Genomic DNA, 22,011 nt, shown 5'->3' with positions numbered 1-22,011 from the left:
GCCTCACTCCCGGTTCTCCGGCGGGACGACGATCTTCTCCTCCGCGAAGTGGCAGGCCGACGGGTGCTCGGCCGGGCCCGCGGTGCCGCGGAAGACCTCCGGCACCGCGAGCAGCGGCTCCTCCACCACGCAGCGCTCCTGCGCCTTCCAGCAGCGGGTGCGGAAGCGGCAGCCGGACGGCGGGTCGGCCGGCGAGGGCACGTCCCCGGTGAGGATGATCCGCTCGCGGTGCTCGCGCGCCTCGGGGTTGGGCACCGGCACCGCCGACAGCAGCGCCTGGGTGTAGGGGTGGGTCGGGTGCTCGTAGATCTCGGCGTCCCCGCCCAGCTCGACGATCTTGCCGAGGTACATGACCCCGACCCGGTCGGAGATGTGCCGGACGATCGACAGGTCGTGCGCGATGAACATGTACGACAGGTCGAACTCGTCCTGCAGCTTCTCCATCAGGTTGATCACCTGCGCCTGCACGGAGACGTCGAGGGCCGAGACCGGCTCGTCCGCCACGATGATCTCCGGCCGCAGCGCGAGCCCGCGGGCGATGCCGATGCGCTGCCGCTGGCCGCCGGAGAACTGGTGCGGATAGCGGTTGATGTACTCCGGGTTGAGGCCGACCACGTCCAGCAGCTCCTGGACGCGCTTGCGCCGCTGCGCCTTGGGGACCACGTCGGAGTGGATCTCGAAGGGTTCGCCGATGATGTCGCCGACCGTCATCCGCGGGTTCAGCGAGGTGTAGGGGTCCTGGAAGACCATCTGGATGTTGCGGCGCACCGCCTTCAGGGCGCGGCCCGACAGCTTGCTGATGTCCTCGCCGCGGTAGATGATCTCGCCCCTGGTGGGCTCCTCCAGGTTCATCAGCAGCTTGGCCACGGTGGACTTGCCGCAGCCGGACTCGCCCACGATGCCGAGCGTCTCGCCCGGGTAGAGGTCGAAGTTCACCCCGTCGACCGCCTGGACCGCACCGACCTGCTTCTTGAAGATGATCCCCTGCGTCAGCGGGAAGTGCTTGACCAGGCCGCGGACCGACAGGATCGGCTCGCGGCCCGGCGAACCGGACGCGGACGGCTCAGGCCTTGTCGGCTGCGGGGCGGTCGTCACCGAGGCACTCCTTCCAGAAGTGGCAGGCGCTGGCCCGGTCCTGGCTGACCCGGTAGAGCGGCGGGACCTCGGTGCGGCACACCTCCTGCGCCATCGGGCAGCGGGGGTTGAAGGCGCAGCCGGGCGGAATGTGCAGCAGGTTGGGCGGCAGGCCCTTGATCGCGTACAGCTCCTGGCCCTTCTGGTCGACCCGCGGGATCGAGTCGAGCAGGCCCTTGGTGTACGGGTGCGCGGGCGCGCGGTAGATGTCGTGGACCGGGGAGCTCTCCACGATCCGGCCCGCGTACATCACCGCGATCTTGTCGGCGACGTCGGCGACGACGCCCAGGTCGTGGGTGATGAGGATCAGGCCCATGTTGTACTCGCGCTGCAGCTCCGCGAGCAGGTCCATGACCTGGGCCTGCACGGTGACGTCGAGCGCGGTGGTGGGCTCGTCGGCGATGATGAGTTCGGGTTCCAGTGCCATCGCCATGGCGATCATGACGCGCTGCCGCATACCGCCGGAGAACTGGTGCGGGTAGCTGCGCACGCGCTCCTTGGCCGCCGGGATGCGCACCCGCTCCATCAGCTCCACCGCCTTGGCGCGGGCCTCCTTGCGGGACATGCCCCGGTGGACGGTGAACATCTCGCCCAGCTGCTCACCCACGGTGAGGACGGGGTTGAGCGAGGACAGCGCGTCCTGGAAGATCATCGCCATCCGGGCGCCGCGGACCTTGCGGCGCTCCTCGCCGCCCATCGTCAGCAGGTCCTGGCCGCGGAAGACGATCCTGCCCTGGGTGACGAAGCCCGGCGGCGAGTCCAGGATGCCCATGATGGCCTGGGCGGTGACGGACTTGCCCGACCCGGACTCGCCGAGCACCGCGAGCGTCTCCCCCGCGTCGACGGAGTACTCCACGCCGTTGACGGCCTTGGCGGTCCCCTCCCGGGTGCGGAATTCCACGTGCAGGTTCTGCACGTCCAGCAGCGGGCCGCTCTCGGTCCCGCCGGGCTCGGTGATCGTCTCGACACTGGTGGCCATGGTGTTGTCGCTCAGCTCCTCAGCGCAGCTTGGGGTCGAGGGCGTCGCGCACCGCGTCGCCGAGCATGATGAACGCCAGGACGGTGAGGCTCAGCGCACCGGCGGGCCACAGCAGCATGTGCGGCGCGTTGCGGATCTGGTTGGAAGCGTCGGAGATGTCGATCCCCCAGGAGACGGTGGGCGGTTTGAGGCCGACGCCGAGGTAGGACAGCGTCGCCTCCAGGGCGATGTACGTGCCGAGCGCGATGGTGCCCACGACGATGACGGGCGCGACGGCGTTGGGCGCGATGTGCCGCAGCAGCATCCGGCTGTTGCCGGCCCCGAGGGCCCGCGCGGCCTGCACGTAGTCGTTCTGCCGCGCGGTGATGACCGAGCCGCGGGCGATACGGGCGATCTGCGGCCAGCCCAGCAGCACCATGAAGCCGACGACCGGCCACACCGTGCTGTTGGTGACGACGGACAGGAAGACCAGACCGCCGAGGATCACCGGGATGCCGAAGAAGATGTCGCTGATCCGCGAGAGGATCGCGTCCCACCAGCCGCCGAAGAAGCCCGCGAGACCGCCCAGGACGCTGCCGAGCAGCACCACGCCGAGCGTCGCGCACACGCCGACGGTCACCGAGGCCCGGGCCCCGTACACGACCCGGGTGTAGACGTCGCGGCCCTGCTGGTCGAAGCCGAAGGGGTGGCCGGGCGCCGGGCCGGCCTGCGCCCGGTTGAGGTTGGCGTCGAGCGGGTCCTGGGTGGCGATGGTGCCGGGCCACAGCGAGATGAAGACCAGGAAGAGGATGATCAGCACCGAGATGATGAAGATCGGGTTGCGCCGCAGGTCCCGCCAGGCGTCGGACCACAGGCTGCGCGGCTTGCCGCCCGGTCCGCCCGGTTCCTGGCCCTCGCCGGGCGCGCGCTCCAGCGTCTCGGCGTCGGAGGCGGCCAGGTCCATGCCGCCGCCGTAGCCGCCGCCGGGGGCGATGGGGCCTTGCTCGGGGTCGATCGGGTTGCTGTCAGGCATAACGGATCCTCGGGTCCAGGACCGCGTAGAGCAGGTCGACCAGCAGGTTCGCGAGCAGGAAGACCAGCACCAGGATGGTGACGAAGCCGACCACGGTCGGCGCGTTGTTGCGCAGGATGCCCTGGTAGAGCTGGTAGCCCACACCGTGGATGTTGAAGATGCGCTCGGTGACGATGGCGCCGCCCATGAGGAAGCCGACGTCGGTGCCGATGAAGGTGACCACCGGGATGAGCGAGTTGCGCAGCAGGTGCCGGACGATGATGCGGTGCCGCGGCAGCCCCTTGGCGACCGCGGTGCGCAGGTAGTCCGCGCGGGTGTTCTCGGCGATCGAGGTGCGGGTGAGCCGGGTGACGTACGCCAGCGACACCAGCGCCAGCACCAGCCCGGGCAGGATCAGCTCGTTGAAGGGCGCCGAAGGCGACACGGACGGGCTGGTCCACCCCAGCTGCACGCCGAAGACGTACTGGAGCACGTAGCCGGTGACGAAGGTCGGCACCGAGATGACGATCAGGGTGAGCAGCAGCACCCCGGTGTCGACGGGCTTGCCGCGCCGCATACCGGTGATCACGCCGAGCGCGATGCCGATGATGATCTCGAAGAGGATCGCGACGATCGTCAGCCGGATGGTGACGGGGAAGGCGCTGCGCATCAGGCTCGTGACGGACTCGCCGTTGAAGGCGGTGCCGAAGTTACCGGAGAAGATGTTCTTCATGTAGAGCAGGTACTGCTTCCACAACGGGTCGTTGAGGTGCAGCGAGTTGCGGATCTGCGCGGCGGTGGCCGGGTCGGGCGCGCGGTCGCCGAAGAGCGCGGCGACGGGGTCGCCGAGCGCGTAGACCATGAAGAAGATCAGGAACGTGCTGCCGATGAAGACCGGGATCATCTGGAGCAGCCGCCGGATCACATAGCGTCCCATACGCAGCCTTCCGGGGGTTTCCGCCGAGCGAGCCGGCCGGGGTGCCGGCCGGGGCGGGGGCCGGGGGCCGCCGCTGCCGTGCTGACCGGCGCGGCGGCTCCCGGCCGCGGGGTCACTTGACCTTGATCTCGTTGTAGACCGGGACGCTGAACGGGTTCAGCGCGACGTTCGAGAGGTTGGCGGAGTAGCCGGCGCTGCCGTTCTGGTACCACAGCGGGATCGCCGGCATGTCCTTGACCAGCTCCTTCTCCGCGTCCTGGAACTTGCTGACGGACTCGGAGGTGGAGGAGGCCGCGTTCGCCTCGTTGACCAGCTTGTCGAACGCCGGGCTGGAGTAGTGCGAGTCGTTCGACGAGGCGCCGGTGTAGTACTGCGGCTGCAGGAAGTCCTGGATCAGCGGGTAGTCCATCTGCCAGCCGGCCCGGAAGGGGTTGTTCATCTGCTTGTTGGTGATCCGGCTGCGGAAGTCGGCGAAGGTGCCGACCGGGGCGCCGACGCACGCCTTGTTGTTGCCCAGGGCGTTGTTGATGCTGTTGCAGATGGCGTCCACCCACTCCTTGTGGGAGCCGGTGTCGGCGTTGTACGAGATGGTGATGCCGCCGCCGGGCAGTCCGCCGCCCTCCTGGACCATCTGCTTGGCCTTGGAGGCGTTGTACGTGCACTCGTCACCGCACAGGCCCTCCTTGAAGCCGCCCGCCGAGCCCAGCACCGGCGAGGTCCAGTCGGAGGCCGGGGTGCGGGTGTCCTGGAAGATCGTCTTGGTGATCTGCGGCCGGTTGATCGCCATCGACAGGCCCTGCCGGACCTTCGCCGAGTTCGCCGACGACCAGCGCGGGTTGTACAGCGGGAAGGAGATGGTCTGGATGATGCCGGCCGGCTGGTTGATGTAGCGGTCCCCGAGGTCGGCCTTGACGTTGCGCAGCTGGGAGACCGGGACGTCGTCGACGAGGTCGATGTTGCCGGCCTGGAGGTCGGTGTAGGCGGTGTTGTTGTCGGTGTAGACCCGCAGTTCCACACCGCCGTTCTGCGCCGGGTCGGGACCCTTGTAGCCGTCCCACTTCTTCAGCTCCATCTTGGAGCCCTTGGTGTAGGACGAGATCGCGTACGGGCCGTTGCCGATCGGCTTGGCCAGCCACGACTGCCGGTTGTCGAAGAAGGCCTTCGGCAGCGGGTAGAAGGCGGCGTAGCCCAGGGTGTCGGGGAAGAGCGCGAACTTCTGGTTGAGCTTGACCTTGAACTCGGTGTCGGACACCTTCGTCAGGCCGGACAGCGTGGTCGCGGTGGCCTTGGCGCCGGGGCTGTCCGGGTGGACCTTGTCGTAGCCGTCGATGTAGCTGAAGAAGCTCGCGTTGAGCTGGGCGTTCTTCAGCTGCGTGTCGTAGTTCCAGGCGTTGATGAAGGAGTCGGCGTTGACCGGCTCGCCGTTGCTGAAGGTCCAGCCGGACTTGAGCTTGATGTCGAAGTTCTGCGCGTCCGTACTCGTGATCGACTGGGCGATCATGTTCTCGGCCTTGGCGGTCTTGGGGTTGTAGATCTTCAGGCCGCGGAAGATCATGTCCAGCACCTTGCCGCCCTGCACCTCGTTGGTGTCGGCCGGCTCCAGCGGGTTCTGCGGGTCGCCCCAGGAGGCCCGTACGATGCCGCCGCCGTTGCCCCCGGACGAGCTGCTGCCACCACTGTCACCGCCGCCGCCGCAGGCAGCGGCGGTCAGGGCTACGACCGTCACGCCGACGGCCCACCTCACGCGCGTGGCTCCGCGCATCGTGCGCCTCCTCATGGGTCACAAATGACACTTCGTTACCCATGACACAGCAATCGTGGCAAACCTGCACTTCTGGGATTGCGTGTCGCGCCCCCAATGCGGCGCGACACCCCCGGATGCGTTGGCCACACCGTGACGGAACGCCAGCAGGGGCGCCCCCCGGCGGGGGCGCCCCTGCTGACTGCGCTACGGGTCGGGCCTCGGCTCAGGCCGCGCCGACCACGTCCTTCTCCTCGGCGAAGTGGCACGCGGACTCGTGCGCCGCCGGGGTGTCGGAATCGGCGAACCGGGTCGGGATCGCGAGCAGCGGCTCCTCCTCGGCGCACCGCTGCTCGGCCTTCCAGCAGCGGGTGCGGAAACGGCACCCGGACGGCGGGTTGGCCGGCGAGGGCACGTCGCCCGACAGGATGATGCGCTCGCGGTGCTCGCGCGCCTCCGGGTCCGGCACCGGCACCGCGGACAGCAGCGCCTGGGTGTAGGGGTGGGTCGGGTGCTCGTAGATCTCGGTGTCGGTGCCGATCTCGGCGATCTTGCCGAGGTACATCACACCGACCCGGTCCGAGATGTGCCGGACGATCGACAGGTCGTGCGCGATGAAGATGTAGGACAGGTTGAACTCGTCCTGCAGCTTCTCCATCAGGTTGATGACCTGCGCCTGCACCGACACGTCGAGCGCGGAGACCGGCTCGTCGCAGATGATGATCTCCGGGTTGAGCGCGAGGCCGCGGGCGATGCCGATGCGCTGGCGCTGGCCGCCGGAGAACTGGTGCGGGTAGCGGTTGATGTACTCGGGGTTCAGACCGACGACGTCCAGCAGCTCCTGCACCCGCCGGCGGCGGTCGCCGCGCGGCGCCGCCTCCGGGTGGATCTCGAACGGCTCGCCGATGATGTCGCCGACCGTCATGCGCGGGTTCAGCGACGTGTACGGGTCCTGGAAGACCATCTGGATGTTGCGCCGGACGGCCTTGAGGGCCTTGCCGGACAGCTTGGTGATGTCCTGGCCCTTGTAGAACACCTCGCCGGCGGTCGCCTGCTCCAGGTTCATGAGCAGCTTGGCGACCGTGGACTTGCCGCAGCCGGACTCGCCCACGATGCCGAGCGTCTCACCCGCGTACAGGTCGAAGGACACACCGTCGACGGCCTTGACCGCGCCGACCTGCGTCCTGAACACGATGCCCTGGGTCAGCGGGAAGTGCTTGACCAGGTTGCGCACCGACAGGATCGGCTCGCGCTCGGCGAGCTTCGCCGCGGCGGCCTCGACCGGAGCGGCCTTGGCGTCCTGGGCGGCGGGCTTCTCGGGAGTGGGCTCAGTCACCGAGGGTCTCCTTCCAGAAGTGGCACGCACTGCCGCGCGCCGTGCCGACCGGGTGCAGCGGCGGCACGTCGGTACGGCAGATGTCCTGCGCCATCGGGCAGCGCGGGTTGAACGCGCAGCCGGACGGGATACGCGTCAGGTTGGGCGGCAGGCCCTTGATCGCGTACAGCTCCTGGCCCTTCTGGTCCAGCCGCGGGATCGACTGGAGCAGGCCCTTGGTGTACGGGTGGGCCGGCTTGGAGTAGATGTCGTGGACGGGGGCGTCCTCGACGATCCGGCCGGCGTACATCACCGCGATCTTGTCGGCGACGTCGGCGACGACGCCCAGGTCGTGGGTGATGAGGATCAGGCCCATGTTGAACTCGCGCTGCAGCTCCGCGAGCAGCTCCATGACCTGCGCCTGGACCGTCACGTCGAGCGCGGTGGTCGGCTCGTCCGCGATGATCAGGTCGGGCTCCAGGGCGAGCGCCATGGCGATCATGATGCGCTGCCGCATACCGCCGGAGAACTGGTGCGGGTAGTCGCCCACCCGCTCCCGGGCGGCCGGGATGCGCACCTTGTCCATCAGCTCGATGGCCCTGGCCTTGGCCTCCTTGCGGGAGGCGCCCTGGTGCACCCGGAACATCTCGCCGAGCTGGTAGCCCACGCTCAGCACCGGGTTGAGCGAGGACAGCGCGTCCTGGAAGATCATCGCGATCTTCCGGCCGCGGATCTTCCGCCGCTCCTCGCCGGACATCTTGAGCATGTCGCGGCCCTGGAAGAAGATCTCGCCCTTCGGGATCCGGGCCGGCGGCATGTCGAGGATGCCCATGATCGCCTGCGCGGACACCGACTTGCCGGAGCCGGACTCGCCGAGCACCGCCAGCGTCTCACCGGCGCTCACCGAGTAGTTGACGCCGTTCACGGCCTTGGCGACACCGTCACGGGTGTGGAACTCCACGTGCAGGTCGCGTACTTCCAGCAGCGGCGCCGTACTGGCGTCCGGTGCCGGGACGTTCGAAACATCGTCGATGACAGTCAACGTACGCCCTCCTAGCGCAGCTTCGGGTCGAGAGCGTCGCGGACCGCGTCGCCGAGCAGGATGAAGGCCAGCACCGTGATGCTCAGCGCACCGGCCGGGAAGAGCAGCATGTGCGGCGCGTTGCGGATCTGCTCGGAGGCGGCGGAGATGTCGATGCCCCACGAGACGGCCGGCGGCTTGAGGCCGACGCCGAGGAACGACAGCGTCGCCTCCAGCGAAATGAAGGTGCCGAGCGCGATCGTGGACCATACGATGATCGGCGCCAGGGCATTCGGGCCGATGTGCCGCAGCAGCATGCGCGTGTGGCCCGCGCCGAGAGCCTTGGCCGCGAGCACGTAGTCCTGCTCCTTGGCCGTGATCACGGCACCGCGGGCGATACGGGCGAGCTGCGGCCAGCCCAGCAGGATGATGAACGTCGACACGGTGGTCACCGAGCCGCCCTTGACCGCGGAGAGGAAGACCACACCGCCGAGCAGGATCGGGATGCCGAAGAAGATGTCGCTGAGCCGGGAGAGGATCGCGTCCAGCCAGCCGCCGAAGTAGCCGGCCAGGCCGCCGAGGACGGAGCCGAGTACGGCCACACCCACCGTGGACAGCAGGCCGACCTCGACGGAGTTGCGCGCGCCGTGGACGGTGCGGCTGTACACGTCGCAGCCCTGCTGGTCGTAGCCGAACCAGTGGCCGCCGCTGGGACCGTTCTGCGAGTTGATCAGGTCGCACTGCAGCGGGTCGGCGTGCGCGATGGCGCCCGGCCAGATGGAGATGAAGACCAGGAACAGGATGACCAGCGACGATATGTAGAAGACCGGGTTGCGGCGCAGGTCGTACCAGGCGTCGTTCCAGAGGCTGCGCGCCTTGTCCCGGGCCTCGGGCGTCGGGAGCGCGGTGCCGTCCTGGGTGGTGGGGACGCCGTCGAGGATCGCGGCGTCGGTGTTCTCAGGCATACCGGATCCTCGGGTCCAGGACCGCGTAGAGCAGGTCGACGAGCAGGTTGGCGAGCAGGAAGATGACCACCAGCACCGTCACGAACCCGACGACGGTCGGCGGGTTGTTGTGCACGATGCCCTGGTAGATCTGGTACCCCACGCCGTGGATGTTGAAGATGCGCTCGGTGACGAGGGCGCCGGCCATCAGGTTGCCGATGTCCGTACCGAGGAAGGTCACCACGGGTATGAGCGAGTTGCGCAGCATGTGGTTGGTGATGACGCGGCGCCGCGGCAGGCCCTTGGCGACCGCCGTGCGCAGGTAGTCGGCGCGGGTGTTCTCCGCGACCGAGGTGCGCGTCAGCCGGGCCACGTACGCGAGGGAGACACCGGCCAGCACCAGGCCCGGCATGATCAGATCCTTGAACGGCGCGCCGTCGCCCACCGAGGGGCTGAGGATGTTCCACTTCACGCCGACCAGGTACTGGAGGACGAAGCCGGTGACGAAGGTCGGGATGGAGACCACGATCAGCGTCATGGCGAGCACGCCGGTGTCGAAGACCCGGCCGCGGCGCAGGCCGGCGAACAGGCCCAGCGCGATGCCGATGACGGCTTCGAGCACGAACGCGACCAGCGTCAGGCGCACCGTGACCGGATACGCGGACTTCAGCAGGTCGGTGACCGGCTGCTGGTTCCACGCGTTGCCGAAGTCACCGGAGAAGACGCCCTTCATGTAGAGCAGGTACTGCTGCCACAAGGGGTCGTTCAGGTGCAGTTGTTCTCTGAGCTGAGCGGCCGTTGCGGGGTCCGGCCTTCGGTCTCCGAACATGGCGGCCACGGGATCACCGAGCCCGTAGACCATGACGAAGATCAACAATGTGGTCCCGATGAAGACGGGAACCATCTGGAGCAGTCGCCTGATGACGTAGCGCCCCATCTGCCCTCCAGGGATCGGGCAGACGTCGGCCGGGGCTTGTGGCCCCGGCCGACATCCACACCGCGAGCGGTTGTTTGTCAGTTCCCCCGCAAGCGTGCCCGGACGTCTCCCCTGTCGGACCCGCTCACTGCGAGTGGTTCAGTTGTCAGGTCAGTTGACCGTGATGTCGGTGAAGACGGGGTAGCTGAAGGAGTTCACCGTCACGTTCGAGACCTTGTCGGACCAGCCGCACTGGGCGTTCTGGTACCACAGCGGAACGATCGGCATGTCCTTGAGGATCTGCGTCTCGGCCTGCTGGTAGAGCTGCACCGACTTGGTGGTGTCCGCCTCGGCGTTAGCCTGGTTGATCAGCGTGTCCACCGTCTTGTTGGTGTACTTCGAGTCGTTCGAGCTGCCACCGGTCGCGTAGAGCGGGGTGATGAAGTCGTCGATCAGCGGGTAGTCCATCTGCCAGCCGGAACGGAACGGCTGCTTCATCTGGCCCTTGGTGATCTGGCTGCGGAAGTCCGCGAAGGTGCCCGTCGGGGCACCGACGCAGGCCTTGTTGTCGCCCAGCACGTTGTTGATGCTGTTGCAGACCGCGTCGACCCATTCCTTGTGCGAGCCCGAGTCGGCGTTGTAGCCGAGGGTCATGTGACCGCCGGGCAGACCGCCGCCCTCCTGGATCAGCTGCTTGGCCTTGACCGGGTCGTACTTGACCGAGTCGCCGGCCAGCGTGTCGCTGTAGCCGCCCGCCGTGCCCAGCACCGGGGAGGTGAGGTCGGCGGCCGGGGTACGCGTGCCCTGGAAGATCTTGTCGGTGATCGTCTTGCGGTCGATCGCCATGGAGATGCCCAGACGCACCTTGTCCATGCCCGACTTGCTCCACTCCTTCTCGTACATCGGGAACGAGAAGGTCTGGATGATGCCCGCCGGCTGGTTCAGGTAGCGGTCGCTCAGGTCGGACTTCACGTGCGACAGGTCCGCGGCCGGGATGTCGTCGAGGACGTCCAGGTTGCCGGACTGCAGGTCCGCGTAGGCGGTGTCGCTGCTGGTGTAGACCTTGAGCAGCACGCCCTTGTTCTTGGGCTTGCTCGGGCCGGTGTAGTTCGGGTTCGGCACCAGCTTCATGCTCGTGCCCTTTTTGTAAGAGTCGACCATGTAGGGGCCGTCGCCGACCGGCTTGGCGAGGTAGGCCGCGTGGTTCGAGAAGAACTCGGTGGGCAGCGGCGCGAAGGCCTTGTAGCCCAGGCGGTCCGGCCAGGTGGAGAACTTCTGCGACAGCGCGACGGTGAAGGTGTGGTCGTCCACGACCTTCAGACCGGACATGGTCTGCGCGGTCGGCTTGGCGTTCTCGTCGTCCGGGTGGACGTCCTTGTAGCCCTGGATGTCCGCGAAGAAGTACGAGTTCAGCTGCTTGTTGGTGACAAGCGCGCCGTAGTTCCACGCGTCCACGAAGGACTTGGAGGTCACCGGGGTGCCGTCCGAGAACTTCAGGTCCGGCTTGATCTTGATGGTGAAGTTCTGCTGGTCCGTGCTCGTGATCGAGTCAGCGGCCTCCAGCATGGCCTTACCGGTCTTCGGGTCGTACTCCTTGAGGTTCATGAAGATCATGTCAAGGACCTTGCCGCCCTGCACCTCATTGGTGTTGGCGGGCTCGAGCGGGTTCTGGGGGTCGCCCCACCACGCCCGGACGACGCCGTCGGACGAGCTGCTCGCCTTGTTGCCGCCGCTCTTGCCCTTGTCGCCCGAATCGTCGCTCGAACTGCAGGCGGTCGCTGCGAGGGCGATCACGGCCGCTCCTACGACCCACTTGGCGCTCTTGGCACCGCGCATGGGTTTGCCTCCTCAGGAGTCACTGTCGATACGTGAAAGGAAGGCCGGACGCTCACTGACACCCCTGACAGCGACTACGGCCTTCCTGTGCTCGTGAGTCGGCGCTCCCCATCAGCGCGTGACCCATTGACCCGAGCTCAACTTCGTCCCACTATCGGGCACGTTTGAAGTCGGATCGACACAGGGTTGGTCTCGCTTTGGTCACATCACCAGCGATCTCGTTCCAGAATCCGGACATTATGGAACGTAGACAGACACCGGCGAATTGGGCAGTGTGACATATCTAACGGTGATTGGCGTCCGGAAAGCGGACGCATCCGGGGCATGAGTGAGGGGTCCAGGAAGCCCTGGACCCCTCACCGTTCAGTTGGCGGTCAGCAGGCGTCAGCGCTTGGCGCGGGACGCGGCGCGGCCCCGCTCCTTCTGGTCGAGAACCACCTTACGGATCCGGACGGTCTCCGGGGTGACTTCGATGCATTCGTCGTCCCGGCAGAACTCCAGGGACTGCTCCAGCGACAGCAGCCGCGGCGGCACCAGGGACTCGGTCACGTCCGCGGTCGAGGACCGCATGTTCGTGAGCTTCTTCTCCTTGGTGATGTTCACGTCCATGTCGTCCGACCGGGAGTTCTCCCCGACGATCATGCCCTCGTAGACCTCCGTGGTCGGCGACACGAAGAGCACGCCGCGCTCCTGGAGGTTGGTCATCGCGAAGGCCGTGACGACGCCGGCCCGGTCCGCGACCAGCGAGCCGTTGTTGCGGGTGCGCAGCTCGCCGAACCACGGCTCGTGGCCCTCGAAGATGGAGTGCGCGATGCCGGTGCCGCGGGTCTGGGTCAGGAACTCCGTCCGGAATCCGATCAGGCCGCGGGACGGCACGATCCACTCCATGCGGATCCAGCCGGACCCGTGGTTGGTCATCGTCTCCATCCGGCCCTTGCGCGACGCCATGAGCTGGGTGATCGCGCCCAGGTGCTCCTCGGGCGAGTCGATCGTCATGCGCTCGATCGGCTCGTGCACCTTGCCGTCGACGTCCTTGGTGACCACCTCGGGCTTGCCGACGGTCAGCTCGAAGCCCTCCCGGCGCATCGTCTCGACCAGGATGGCCAGCGCCAGCTCGCCGCGGCCCTGCACCTCCCAGGCGTCCGGGCGCTCGGTGGGCAGCACGCGCAGCGACACGTTGCCGACGAGCTCGCGCTCCAGCCGGTCCTTGACCAGCCGCGCGGTCACCTTGTGGCCCTTGCCGCCCTTGCCGACCAGCGGCGAGGTGTTCGTGCCGATCGTCATCGAGATCGCCGGCTCGTCGACCGTGATGAGCGGCAGCGCGATCGGGTTGTCCGGGTCGGCGAGGGTCTCGCCGATCATGATGTCCGGGATGCCCGCGACCGCGCAGATGTCACCGGGGCCCGCGCTCTCGGCGGGCCCGCGGGTCAGCGCCTCGGTCATCAGCAGCTCGGTGATCCGGACGTTGGAGATGCTGCCGTCCCGCTTGATCCACGCGACGGTCTGCCCCTTCTTCAGGTGGCCCTGCTCGACGCGCAGCAGCGCGATACGGCCGAGGAAGTTGTCGGCGTCCAGGTTGGTGACGTGCGCCTGGAGCGGGGCCTCCTCGTCGTACACCGGGGCCGGGACGTGCTCCAGCAGGGTGGAGAAGAACGGCTCCAGATTGGTGCTGTCCGCCGGGACCGTGCCGTCGGCCGGCTTGGTCAGCGAGGCGACGCCGTCGCGGGCGCACGCGTAGACGATCGGGAACTCGATCTGGTCCTCGTCGGCGTCCAGGTCGAGGAAGAGGTCGTAGGTCTCGTTGACGACCTCGTCGATACGCGCGTCCGGGCGGTCCGTCTTGTTGATGCACAGGATCACCGGGAGGCGGGCGGACAGCGCCTTTCGCAGTACGAAGCGGGTCTGCGGCAGCGGGCCCTCGGAGGCGTCCACCAGCAGCACGACCGCGTCCACCATGGAAAGGCCGCGCTCGACCTCGCCGCCGAAGTCGGCGTGGCCGGGGGTGTCGATGATGTTGATCGTGACCGGGGTGCCGCCGTCCTTCGGGTGGTACTTCACCGCGGTGTTCTTCGCGAGAATGGTGATGCCCTTCTCGCGCTCCAGGTCGTTGGAGTCCATCATCCGGTCGTCCAGGTGCTGGTGCGCCGAGAAGGCGCCCGCCTGCTTGAGCATGGCGTCGACGAGGGTCGTCTTGCCGTGGTCGACGTGGGCGACGATGGCGACGTTACGGATATCGTGGCGCGTGGACATGCTGGGGGGCTTCTCCCGGATCGTGGATGACGTCGCGTTCCGGTATGACGCGCTCGCCTCGCCGGGCAGAACTCACGCCACGGCCACCTCCCATGGTACGTGCCCCGCCTGCCGCCGCCCGCCGGGAGACCACACCGCTGCGCGGGGCCGGTCCGAGGGGCTCTCCGGAAGAGCCTTCGCCCCCGCGGGGGCAGTGGCCGGGCGGGGCCGCTGCCGGGCGCGGATCGGCGCTCGCGGATGGGTGGGCCTGCCGTCCGGGGCCGCGCGAGTGCCGTCCGGGGCCGCGCGGGCGGGCTCACGCCGGGGGCAGTGGCCGGGCGGACGCGGGGTGGTGCCATGATCCGGGGCGTGTACACGCCACCCGCGCCGCCGCAGGGCGCCACCGTGCCGCCGCCCCCGCCCGCCCTCCCCGACGCGCCCGCGGGCGGCCGGAGCCGGAAGGTCACCCTCGTCATCGCCGCCCTCGTGGGCGGCGCCGTCGGCGTCGCCGGCAGCGCCGACGCGCTTCCCTTCCCCGAGCGCTACTTCCTGCTCCTCCCCGTCGGGGTGCTGCTCGCCGTCTCGCTGCACAACGTGCTCACCCGGCTGCTGGGCCCCTTCGCCGGGCTCGCGCCCGTCTACTCCTCGCTCGGCGCGGGCCCCTGGCTGGGGGCCACCACCGTCGGCGGACGGCAGCTCGTCCTGCGGCCGCTGCCGCTCATCCTCTACAGCCCCTGCATGGTCGTGGCCGACCGGCCCGGACTGCGGCGCAAGCTGTGGTGGGGGGCGTTCGTCCAGCTGCTCGTCCAGAGCGCGGTGGCCGCGGCGCTCATCGCCGCGGGCGGGGCCGTCGCGGCTGTCGGCTGGGGCATCGCCCTCATCACCGTCCTGATCCACGTCCTCGCCCCGGGCCGGGTCACCAGTCCCGCGTGGCGGCTGCTGCGGCTGCCCTTCGGGACGGAGGAGGACAGGCTCGGCGAATGGCGCGTCGACGACGCCACGATCGCCGCCACGCGCGCGGCGGGCGCCGGGCGTATCGACCTCGTGCGGGCCGCGCTCGCCGCGGCTCCGCCGTCCGACTCGCCACGGCGCCTCACCCTCACCACGATGCTCGCCCTCGCCGAGGGCCGCTCCGCCGAGGCCGCGCACGCTGCGGTGGACCTCTACGCGCGGTCCACCGCGCCCTCGCTGCGGGCCGGGGCGCTCGCCCTCTACGCCGCCGCGATCAGCGACGGGGTCCGCGCCGGGCACTTCCCGGCGGAGTCGGGGCTGCCGTACTTCGCGGCAGCGATGGACGGGTTGCGGGCCCAGGCGCCCGCGATACTGCGGCGGTCGGATCTCGTGGCCCGCGAGGCGTACTTCCAGGGGCGGCTTCCGCTGGCGGCGAAGCTTGCCGCGCGGGCCGCGGCGAACGCCCCGGAGGCGCTTTCCCGTGCCGGGGCTCTCGACACGCTGGCCGCCGTCCACGCCGCCGCCGGGCGGCCCGCGGAGGCCGCTCGCGCCCAGGCCCGAGCGGCGGGGCTCCTCCGCCTCTGACCCTTCCGGGGGTGCCGGGTACGCCTCGGGGTGCCCCCGGGGGTGCTTTGCGCGAACCTCCGCGCGTGGGGGCTGGGCGCGCAGGTCCCCGCGCCCCTGGGTGATTGCCACTGGGCGTGGCACGGTACCTGTCCCCCGGTGGGGGCTGGGCGCGCAACCACCCACAGGGGAACGGTCGCGGGGGCCACCGCAAGTGGCACCCCCCGGGGCGTACCCGGCGCGGAGAACGGTAGGGCTACTTGCGGAAGCCCATGTCCTCGTACCGCGGTGTCTGGAAGCCGAAGGCGCCCGCGTTGGCGACGGTCGTGCGGAGGGCGACCACCGCGGGGCGCTGGTAGAGGGGGATCGAGCCGGCGGCAGCCCAGATGCGGGCGTCGGCCTGGGCAGTCAGGGAGCGGGCGGTGCCGGCGTCGAGTTCGGAGCCGGCGCGGTCCAGGAGCTGGTCGATCCGGTCGGTGCCGACGCGGGTGTAGTTCTGGGCGACGCTCAGCGAGCCGTCCGGGGCCGGCACGGGCTTCGCGTAGATGGGCGTGTCGTCGGTGGCCGGGTAGGCCGTGCCCGGCCAGGAGTAGAGGGCGAGGTCGAAGTCGCCGGCCGCGATGTGGTCCTGGAAGTAGCTCGCCCCGTCGACCTTGGTGATCTCCGTGCGGATGCCGATCGCCGAGAGCATGCGGGCGATCCGCGAGCCGACGTCGTCGAGCGTCGGCGACTCCGCCGGCAGCACGAACCGCAGGCTGAGCTGCTTGCCGCTCTTGGTGACCGCGCGTGCGGGCTCGACGACGGTGAGCGCGCCGGACGCGCTGTCGTGGCCGTCGGCGGGCGCCGCCGCCTGGTCGCCGCCCTTGACGGCGGACCGCTTCCAGCCCGCGCCCGTGAGCAGCGCCTGCGCCTGCTGGACGTCCGCCTTGCCGAGGGCGGAGCTGTGGTCGGCGTAGCCGTCCTGGGAGGGCAGGACGAGGTGGTTGCCGAGCGGCTCGGCGGGCAGTCCGAGCGGCTTGAGTACGGCGGTCGCGATGGCCTTGCGGTCGACCGCGCGGGCCACGGCGTGCCGGACGCGCTCGTCGGCGAGCGGGCCCGCGCTGCCGTTGAGGGCGAGCTGCGCGTAGGCCGCGTCGGGCGCCTTGCGTACGGCCAGGCCCCTGGTCTTCGTGACGGCGCCGAGCGCGCCCGGCTCGATGTCGGCGAGGTCGAGCCTGCCGGCGGCCAGCGCCGCGGCCCGCTTGCCCTGCGGCACCGCCGTGAGCACGATCCGGTCGAGCTTGGCGCGCTGCCCCCACCACGCGGCGTTGCGCTCCAGCGTCACCGTGCCGGCCTTGGCGTCGACGTCCTTGACGGCGAAGGGCCCGGCCGCGGCGGGCAGCGCGGTGCGGGCCTTGTCGTTGAAGGCGTCGGGGTCGCCCGTGACGGACTTGGGGTAGAGCGGGCTGAAGAGCGAGCGCCAGTCGGCGTACGGCGTGCTGAAGGTGACCTCGACGTGCTGCGCGTCCTCGCCCTGCCTGACCGACGCGATCCGGTCGTACCCGGCGTTGCGCGAGGTCCAGTACGCGGAGTTCGAGCCGTTGAGGGCCTTCCACTGGGCGGTGAAGTCCGCGGCGGACACGGCCCGTCCGTCGCTCCACTTCGCCTTGGGGTTGAGCCGGTAGGTGACGACCTGCCGCGGCGAGGTCTTCGTGACGTCGGCCTTGGTGACGAAGTCCGGGTCGGCGTGCGGCCGTCCGTGCGCGTCGAGGCGGAACATCACGGGCAGGGTGGCCCCCGCGACGGTCGCGGTGTCGGCGTCCGCGTCGGCCTGGAAGGCGTTGAGGGTGCGCGGCACGCTCTCGGTGGCCCAGCGGAGCGTCCCGCCGTCGCGTACGCCCGAGCGCGCGACGGTCGCGATGTCGGTGCCCGCGGTGCCGGCCGCGTGGTTGCCGCCGCCCGAGGAGCAGGCTGCGCTGAGGGAGAGGGTGGCGCCCGCGGTGAGCGCCACGGCGATTCGCACCGCACGCGCCCGCGGCGCCGGGGGGATGGCGGTCGGGGCCGCACGGTTCATGAGGTCGCTCCTCCGCGACCCTGGCGGCCGGCCGGAGACGGTCGGGTTCCGCCGGGGACTTTTCCGATGATCAAATGGGCCGCTTTACCGGTGGTCCGGTTATTCGCAGTCCCCACTCCAGACGACGCCACCGGCGCCGCGCCCCCGACCCGCCGACCGCACCGGCGCACTCCACCCGTCCGGCCCACGCCCCGCGCGCTGATCGAATCCGTGCACGCGTCTTCACAAGGCGTGGTGTGACGCGCGACACTCGCTGGCGCAGCACCGCGATGCCATGGCGGCAGATGGTGAAGGTGAGGGCACGGCATGTCCCTGCACGACGACCTGACGTCGGTCCAGCGCCGGCTCGACGACCTCATGCGCTGCGTCGCCCGCCTCGACGAGCCGTGCGGCGACTCCCTCGACCTGCGCAGAGTCCGCTCTGCCGCCGATCACCTGCGGGAAAGCCTCACGCTGCTGAGCGAGGCCGCGCCCGCCGCCGCGAGCCGCCGGCCGGTGGAGATGATCACCGTTCCGGACGCGCCGTACGACCGCGGGCTGTGGGCGGACGCCGAGGACGAGGGGCTCGGCTCGCCGTACCGGCACGCCCCGTGACACCGGCGGGCCCCGCCCCGCCCCGCGTCACGCCTGTGCGCGCCGCTCCCGTCGCGCGCCCCCGGCCCCCTCCCGTACGGAGTCACCCTTTGGCCACCGGAACCACTCCCGTCACTCCACCCGAGCGCGGCGTCTTCACGCCCGGCCGCGCCGCGATCCCCGCCCGCCACCTGCGGACCGACAAGTGGTGGCTGTCACCGCTGGTCACCGCGACGGTGCTGGGCCTGTTCGTGGTCTACGCGACCTGGCGGGCCTTCGCGAACGGCGACTACTACACCGCGCCCTACGTCTCGCCCTTCTACTCGCCGTGCCTCGCCTCGAACTGCACGGACATGGACGGCGGCGCCGACTGGCACCTGTTCGGCAGCTGGTGGGGCCTGTCCCCCGCGCTGCTGGTGCTGATCTTCCCGCTGGGCTTCCGGCTGACCTGCTACTACTACCGCAAGGCCTACTACCGCGGCTTCTGGATGTCGCCGCCGGCCTGCGCGGTCGCCGAGCCCCACGAGAAGTACAGCGGCGAGACCCGCTTCCCGCTGATCCTGCAGAACGTCCACCGCTACTTCTTCTACCTGGCCCTCGTGGTGGCCGGGATCCTCACCTACGACGTGGTGCTCGCCTTCCGCGGGACGGACGGGAGCTGGGGCCACGCCGGGCTCGGCACCCTGGTCTTCGTCGTCAACATCGCGCTCATCTGGGCGTACACCCTGTCCTGCCACTCCTGCCGGCACATCATCGGCGGCAAGCTGCGGCACTTCTCGGCCCACCCGGTGCGCTACCGGCTGTGGGGCTGGGTGGGGGCGCTGAACGGCCGCCACATGCTGCTGGCCTGGTCCTCGCTGATCAGCGTCGCCGTCGCCGACTTCTACGTGTACCTGGTGGCCAGCGGCGTATTCGACGATCCGAGGTTCTTCTGAGATGACACAAGTCGAACGGCACGCGTACGACGTGGTCGTGGTCGGCGCGGGCGGCGCCGGGCTGCGGGCCGCGATCGAGGCCCGCGAGCAGGGCCTGCGCACCGCCGTGATCTGCAAGTCGCTCTTCGGCAAGGCGCACACCGTGATGGCCGAGGGCGGCATCGCGGCCAGCATGGGCAATGTCAACGCGCACGACAACTGGCAGGTGCACTTCCGCGACACCATGCGCGGCGGGAAGTTCCTCAACCAGTGGCGGATGGCCGAGCTGCACGCCAGGGAGGCCCCCGACCGGGTGTGGGAGCTGGAGACGTGGGGCGCGCTCTTCGACCGCACCGCGGACGGCCGGATCTCGCAGCGCAACTTCGGCGGCCACGAGTACCCGCGCCTCGCGCACGTCGGCGACCGCACCGGCCTGGAGCTGATCCGCACCCTCCAGCAGAAGATCGTCTCGCTGCAGCAGGAGGACTTCGCCGAGACCGGCGACTACGAGGCGCGGCTGAAGGTCTTCCAGGAGTGCACGGTCACCCGCGTCCTCAAGGACGGCTCCGGCAGTGGCGCCGTCGCCGGGGTGTTCGGCTACGTCCGCGAGTCCGGGCGACTGTTCGTGATCGACGCGCCCGCGGTGGTGCTCGCCACCGGCGGCGTCGGCAAGTCCTTCAAGGTGACGTCCAACTCCTGGGAGTACACCGGGGACGGGCACGCGCTCGCGCTGCTGGCCGGGGCGCCGCTGATCAACATGGAGTTCATCCAGTTCCACCCGACCGGCATGGTCTGGCCGCCGTCCGTCAAGGGCATCCTCGTCACCGAGTCGGTGCGCGGCGACGGCGGGGTGCTGCGCAACAGCGAGGGCGAGCGGTTCATGTTCCGCTACGTGCCCGACGTCTTCAAGGAGAAGTACGCGCAGAGCGAGGAGGAGGCCGACGGCTGGTACTCCGACCCGGACAGCCACCGCAGGCCCCCCGAGCTGCTGCCCCGCGACGAGGTGGCCCGCGCGATCAACTCCGAGGTCAAGGCCGGCCGCGGCACCCCGCACGGCGGGGTCTACCTCGACGTCTCGACGCGGCTGCCCGCCGAGGAGATCCGGCGCCGGCTGCCGTCGATGCACCACCAGTTCAAGGAGCTGGCCGACGTCGACATCACCGCCGAGGCCATGGAGGTCGGGCCGACCTGCCATTACATGATGGGCGGAGTCGACGTCGACCCCGACACGGCCGCGGCCACCGGCGTGACCGGCCTCTACGCGGCCGGCGAGGTCGCCGGCGGCATGCACGGCTCCAACCGCCTCGGCGGCAACTCGCTGTCCGACCTGCTCGTCTTCGGCCGCCGCGCGGGCCTGCACGCCGCCGGGTACGCCGCCGGCCTCGGCGAAGCGCGCCCCGCCGCGGACCAGGCGCAGATCGACGCCGCCGCCGCGGAGGTGCTGCGGCCCTTCGGGGCGGAGTCCCCGGCGGACGGCTCTTCCGCGGGCGTCCCGGAGAACCCGTACACCGTGCACCAGGAGCTGCAGCAGGTCATGAACGACCTGGTCGGCATCATCCGGCGCGGCGCGGAGATGGAGCAGGCCCTCGAACGGCTCGTGTCCCTGCGCGAGCGCGCCGGGCGGGTCGGCGTGGAGGGCCACCGGCAGTTCAACCCCGGCTGGCACCTCGCGATCGACCTGCGCAACATGCTGCTGGTCAGCGAGTGCGTGGCCCGGGCCGCGCTGGAGCGCACCGAGAGCCGCGGCGGCCACACCCGCGACGACCACCCCGGCATGGACCGCGCCTGGCGCAAGGTCAACCTCGTGTGCGAGCTGGCGGCGCCGGGCGGCGCCGCAGAACCGGCCGGTATCGCCCTGCGGCGGCGGGACATGCCGCCCATGCGGGCCGACCTGCTCGCCCTCTTCGAACGCGAGGAGCTGGGCAAATACCTGACGGACGAGGAGCTTGACGCGTGACCCACACAGCGCACTTCAAGGTCTGGCGGGGCGACGCGGAAGGCGGCGGCCTCCAGGACTACGAGGTCGAGGTGAACGACGGCGAGGTCGTCCTCGACATCATCCACCGCCTCCAGGCCACCCAGGCCTCGGACCTCGCCGTCCGCTGGAACTGCAAGGCCGGCAAATGCGGGTCGTGCAGCGCGGAGGTCAACGGCCGGCCCCGGCTCATGTGCATGACCCGGATGTCCGTCTTCTCCCCCGAGGAGACGGTCACCGTCACCCCGCTGCGCACCTTCCCGGTGATCCGGGACCTCGTCACGGACGTCTCCTTCAACTACGAGAAGGCCCGCGAGATCCCGGCCTTCGTCCCGCCCAAGGGCGTCGCGCCCGGCGAGTACCGCATGCAGCAGGTCGACGTCGAGCGCTCGCAGGAGTTCCGCAAGTGCATCGAGTGCTTTCTGTGCCAGGACACGTGTCACGTCATCCGCGACCACGAGGAGAACAAGCCGGCCTTCGCCGGGCCGCGCTTCCTCATGCGCGTCGCCGAGCTCGACATGCATCCGCTGGACGCGGCGTCCGAGGAGGGCCTTTCGCGGGCGGCGTCGGCGCAGGACGAGCACGGGCTCGGGTACTGCAACATCACGAAGTGCTGTACGGAGGTGTGCCCTGAGCACATCAAGATCACGGACAACGCGCTCATTCCGCTGAAGGAGCGGGCAGTGGATCGTAAGTACGATCCACTGGTGTGGCTGGGCTCGGTGATCCGGCGCCGTAGGTAGCGCTCCGGGGGTGCCCTTGCGGTGGGCGTCGCGATCTTCCCTGCGTGGGGGCTGGTCGCGCAGTTCTCCCCCAGAGCTTCGCCTGGGAGGTACCCCCACGCGCCCACGCCGTAGGTAGCGCTCCGGGGGTGCCCTTGCGGTGGGCGTCGCGATCTTCCCTGCGTGGGGGCTGGTCGCGCAGTTCTCCCCCAGAGC

The 22,011-nt window shown here is 69.8% G+C and carries 17 protein-coding genes; 5 read left to right on the top strand and 12 right to left on the bottom strand.

Going from position 1 to position 22,011, the window contains the following annotated elements:
• Positions 1-3 precede the first annotated feature (3 nt).
• The 11 genes from IH54_RS0126410 to typA all read right to left on the bottom strand — a co-directional run bounded on the left by IH54_RS0126410 (position 4) and on the right by typA (position 14,064).
• Entirely contained in the window at positions 4-1,095 is a 1,092-nt protein-coding gene (locus IH54_RS0126410) for an ABC transporter ATP-binding protein (protein WP_052397890.1), read from the bottom strand.
• Entirely contained in the window at positions 1,064-2,113 is a 1,050-nt protein-coding gene (locus IH54_RS0126405; RefSeq protein WP_052397889.1) for an ABC transporter ATP-binding protein, read from the bottom strand. The genes IH54_RS0126410 and IH54_RS0126405 overlap by 32 nt, the downstream gene beginning before the upstream one ends.
• 19 nt (positions 2,114-2,132) lie before the next feature.
• Positions 2,133-3,125 (bottom strand): ABC transporter permease, encoded by a 993-nt coding sequence (locus IH54_RS0126400; protein WP_031521353.1) that lies wholly within the window; start codon positions 3,123-3,125, stop codon positions 2,133-2,135.
• Positions 3,118-4,041, bottom strand: a complete 924-nt coding sequence (locus IH54_RS0126395; protein ID WP_031521351.1) for an ABC transporter permease — start codon at positions 4,039-4,041, stop codon at positions 3,118-3,120. Before IH54_RS0126395 ends, IH54_RS0126400 begins: the two co-directional genes overlap by 8 nt.
• Before the next feature lie 112 nt (positions 4,042-4,153).
• Positions 4,154-5,803, bottom strand: coding sequence for a peptide ABC transporter substrate-binding protein (locus tag IH54_RS0126390; RefSeq protein ID WP_031521349.1), 1,650 nt, complete (start codon positions 5,801-5,803; stop codon positions 4,154-4,156).
• Positions 5,804-6,008: 205 nt separating this feature from the next.
• On the bottom strand, positions 6,009-7,118 hold the full coding sequence (locus IH54_RS0126385) for an ABC transporter ATP-binding protein (protein WP_031521347.1): 1,110 nt from the start codon (positions 7,116-7,118) through the stop codon (positions 6,009-6,011).
• Entirely contained in the window at positions 7,111-8,139 is a 1,029-nt protein-coding gene (locus tag IH54_RS0126380) for an ABC transporter ATP-binding protein (protein ID WP_031521344.1), read from the bottom strand. The genes IH54_RS0126385 and IH54_RS0126380 overlap by 8 nt, the downstream gene beginning before the upstream one ends.
• Before the next feature lie 11 nt (positions 8,140-8,150).
• A complete protein-coding gene (locus tag IH54_RS0126375; RefSeq protein ID WP_052397888.1) occupies positions 8,151-9,083 on the bottom strand; it encodes an ABC transporter permease in 933 nt (310 codons plus the stop codon).
• Positions 9,076-9,999 carry an ABC transporter permease gene (locus tag IH54_RS0126370; RefSeq protein ID WP_031521340.1) on the bottom strand — a complete coding sequence of 308 codons (924 nt, stop codon included), beginning with the start codon at positions 9,997-9,999 and terminating at the stop codon, positions 9,076-9,078. The genes IH54_RS0126375 and IH54_RS0126370 overlap by 8 nt, the downstream gene beginning before the upstream one ends.
• Positions 10,000-10,149: 150 nt before the next feature.
• Positions 10,150-11,814: a peptide ABC transporter substrate-binding protein gene (locus IH54_RS0126365; protein WP_031521338.1), complete on the bottom strand. Its 1,665-nt coding sequence runs from the start codon at positions 11,812-11,814 to the stop codon at positions 10,150-10,152.
• A gap of 384 nt (positions 11,815-12,198) precedes the next feature.
• Positions 12,199-14,064: a translational GTPase TypA gene (gene typA, locus IH54_RS0126360; RefSeq protein WP_031521335.1), complete on the bottom strand. Its 1,866-nt coding sequence runs from the start codon at positions 14,062-14,064 to the stop codon at positions 12,199-12,201.
• 348 nt (positions 14,065-14,412) lie between these two features.
• Here typA and IH54_RS0126355 point away from each other — a divergent pair, with 348 nt between their 5' ends.
• Positions 14,413-15,579 carry a hypothetical protein gene (locus IH54_RS0126355; RefSeq protein ID WP_159012072.1) on the top strand — a complete coding sequence of 389 codons (1,167 nt, stop codon included), beginning with the start codon at positions 14,413-14,415 and terminating at the stop codon, positions 15,577-15,579.
• A gap of 235 nt (positions 15,580-15,814) precedes the next feature.
• Here IH54_RS0126355 and IH54_RS0126350 read toward each other — a convergent pair whose 3' ends face one another.
• Positions 15,815-17,611, bottom strand: coding sequence for an ABC transporter family substrate-binding protein (locus IH54_RS0126350; RefSeq protein WP_031521331.1), 1,797 nt, complete (start codon positions 17,609-17,611; stop codon positions 15,815-15,817).
• 306 nt (positions 17,612-17,917) lie between these two features.
• Here IH54_RS0126350 and IH54_RS0126345 point away from each other — a divergent pair, with 306 nt between their 5' ends.
• The 4 genes from IH54_RS0126345 to IH54_RS0126330 all read left to right on the top strand — a co-directional run bounded on the left by IH54_RS0126345 (position 17,918) and on the right by IH54_RS0126330 (position 21,816).
• The gene (locus IH54_RS0126345) at positions 17,918-18,205 is read left to right on the top strand and encodes a hypothetical protein (protein ID WP_031521329.1); all 288 of its coding nucleotides are present in this window, start codon (positions 17,918-17,920) and stop codon (positions 18,203-18,205) included.
• Between the two features lie 89 nt (positions 18,206-18,294).
• The gene (locus tag IH54_RS0126340; RefSeq protein WP_031521327.1) at positions 18,295-19,119 is read left to right on the top strand and encodes a hypothetical protein; all 825 of its coding nucleotides are present in this window, start codon (positions 18,295-18,297) and stop codon (positions 19,117-19,119) included.
• Position 19,120: 1 nt separating this feature from the next.
• A complete protein-coding gene (locus IH54_RS0126335) occupies positions 19,121-21,055 on the top strand; it encodes a fumarate reductase/succinate dehydrogenase flavoprotein subunit (protein ID WP_031521325.1) in 1,935 nt (644 codons plus the stop codon).
• The gene (locus tag IH54_RS0126330; protein WP_031521324.1) at positions 21,052-21,816 is read left to right on the top strand and encodes a succinate dehydrogenase/fumarate reductase iron-sulfur subunit; all 765 of its coding nucleotides are present in this window, start codon (positions 21,052-21,054) and stop codon (positions 21,814-21,816) included. The genes IH54_RS0126335 and IH54_RS0126330 overlap by 4 nt, the downstream gene beginning before the upstream one ends.
• The last annotated feature ends 195 nt before the right edge of the window (positions 21,817-22,011 follow it).

Origin of the sequence: Streptomyces sp. NRRL F-5123 (assembly GCF_000721495.1) — a bacterium.
Taxonomy (GTDB): Bacteria; Actinomycetota; Actinomycetes; order Streptomycetales; family Streptomycetaceae; genus Actinacidiphila.
The sequence above is the reverse complement of the archived record's forward strand: the minus strand, read 5'-3'. Positions and strand labels throughout refer to the sequence as shown.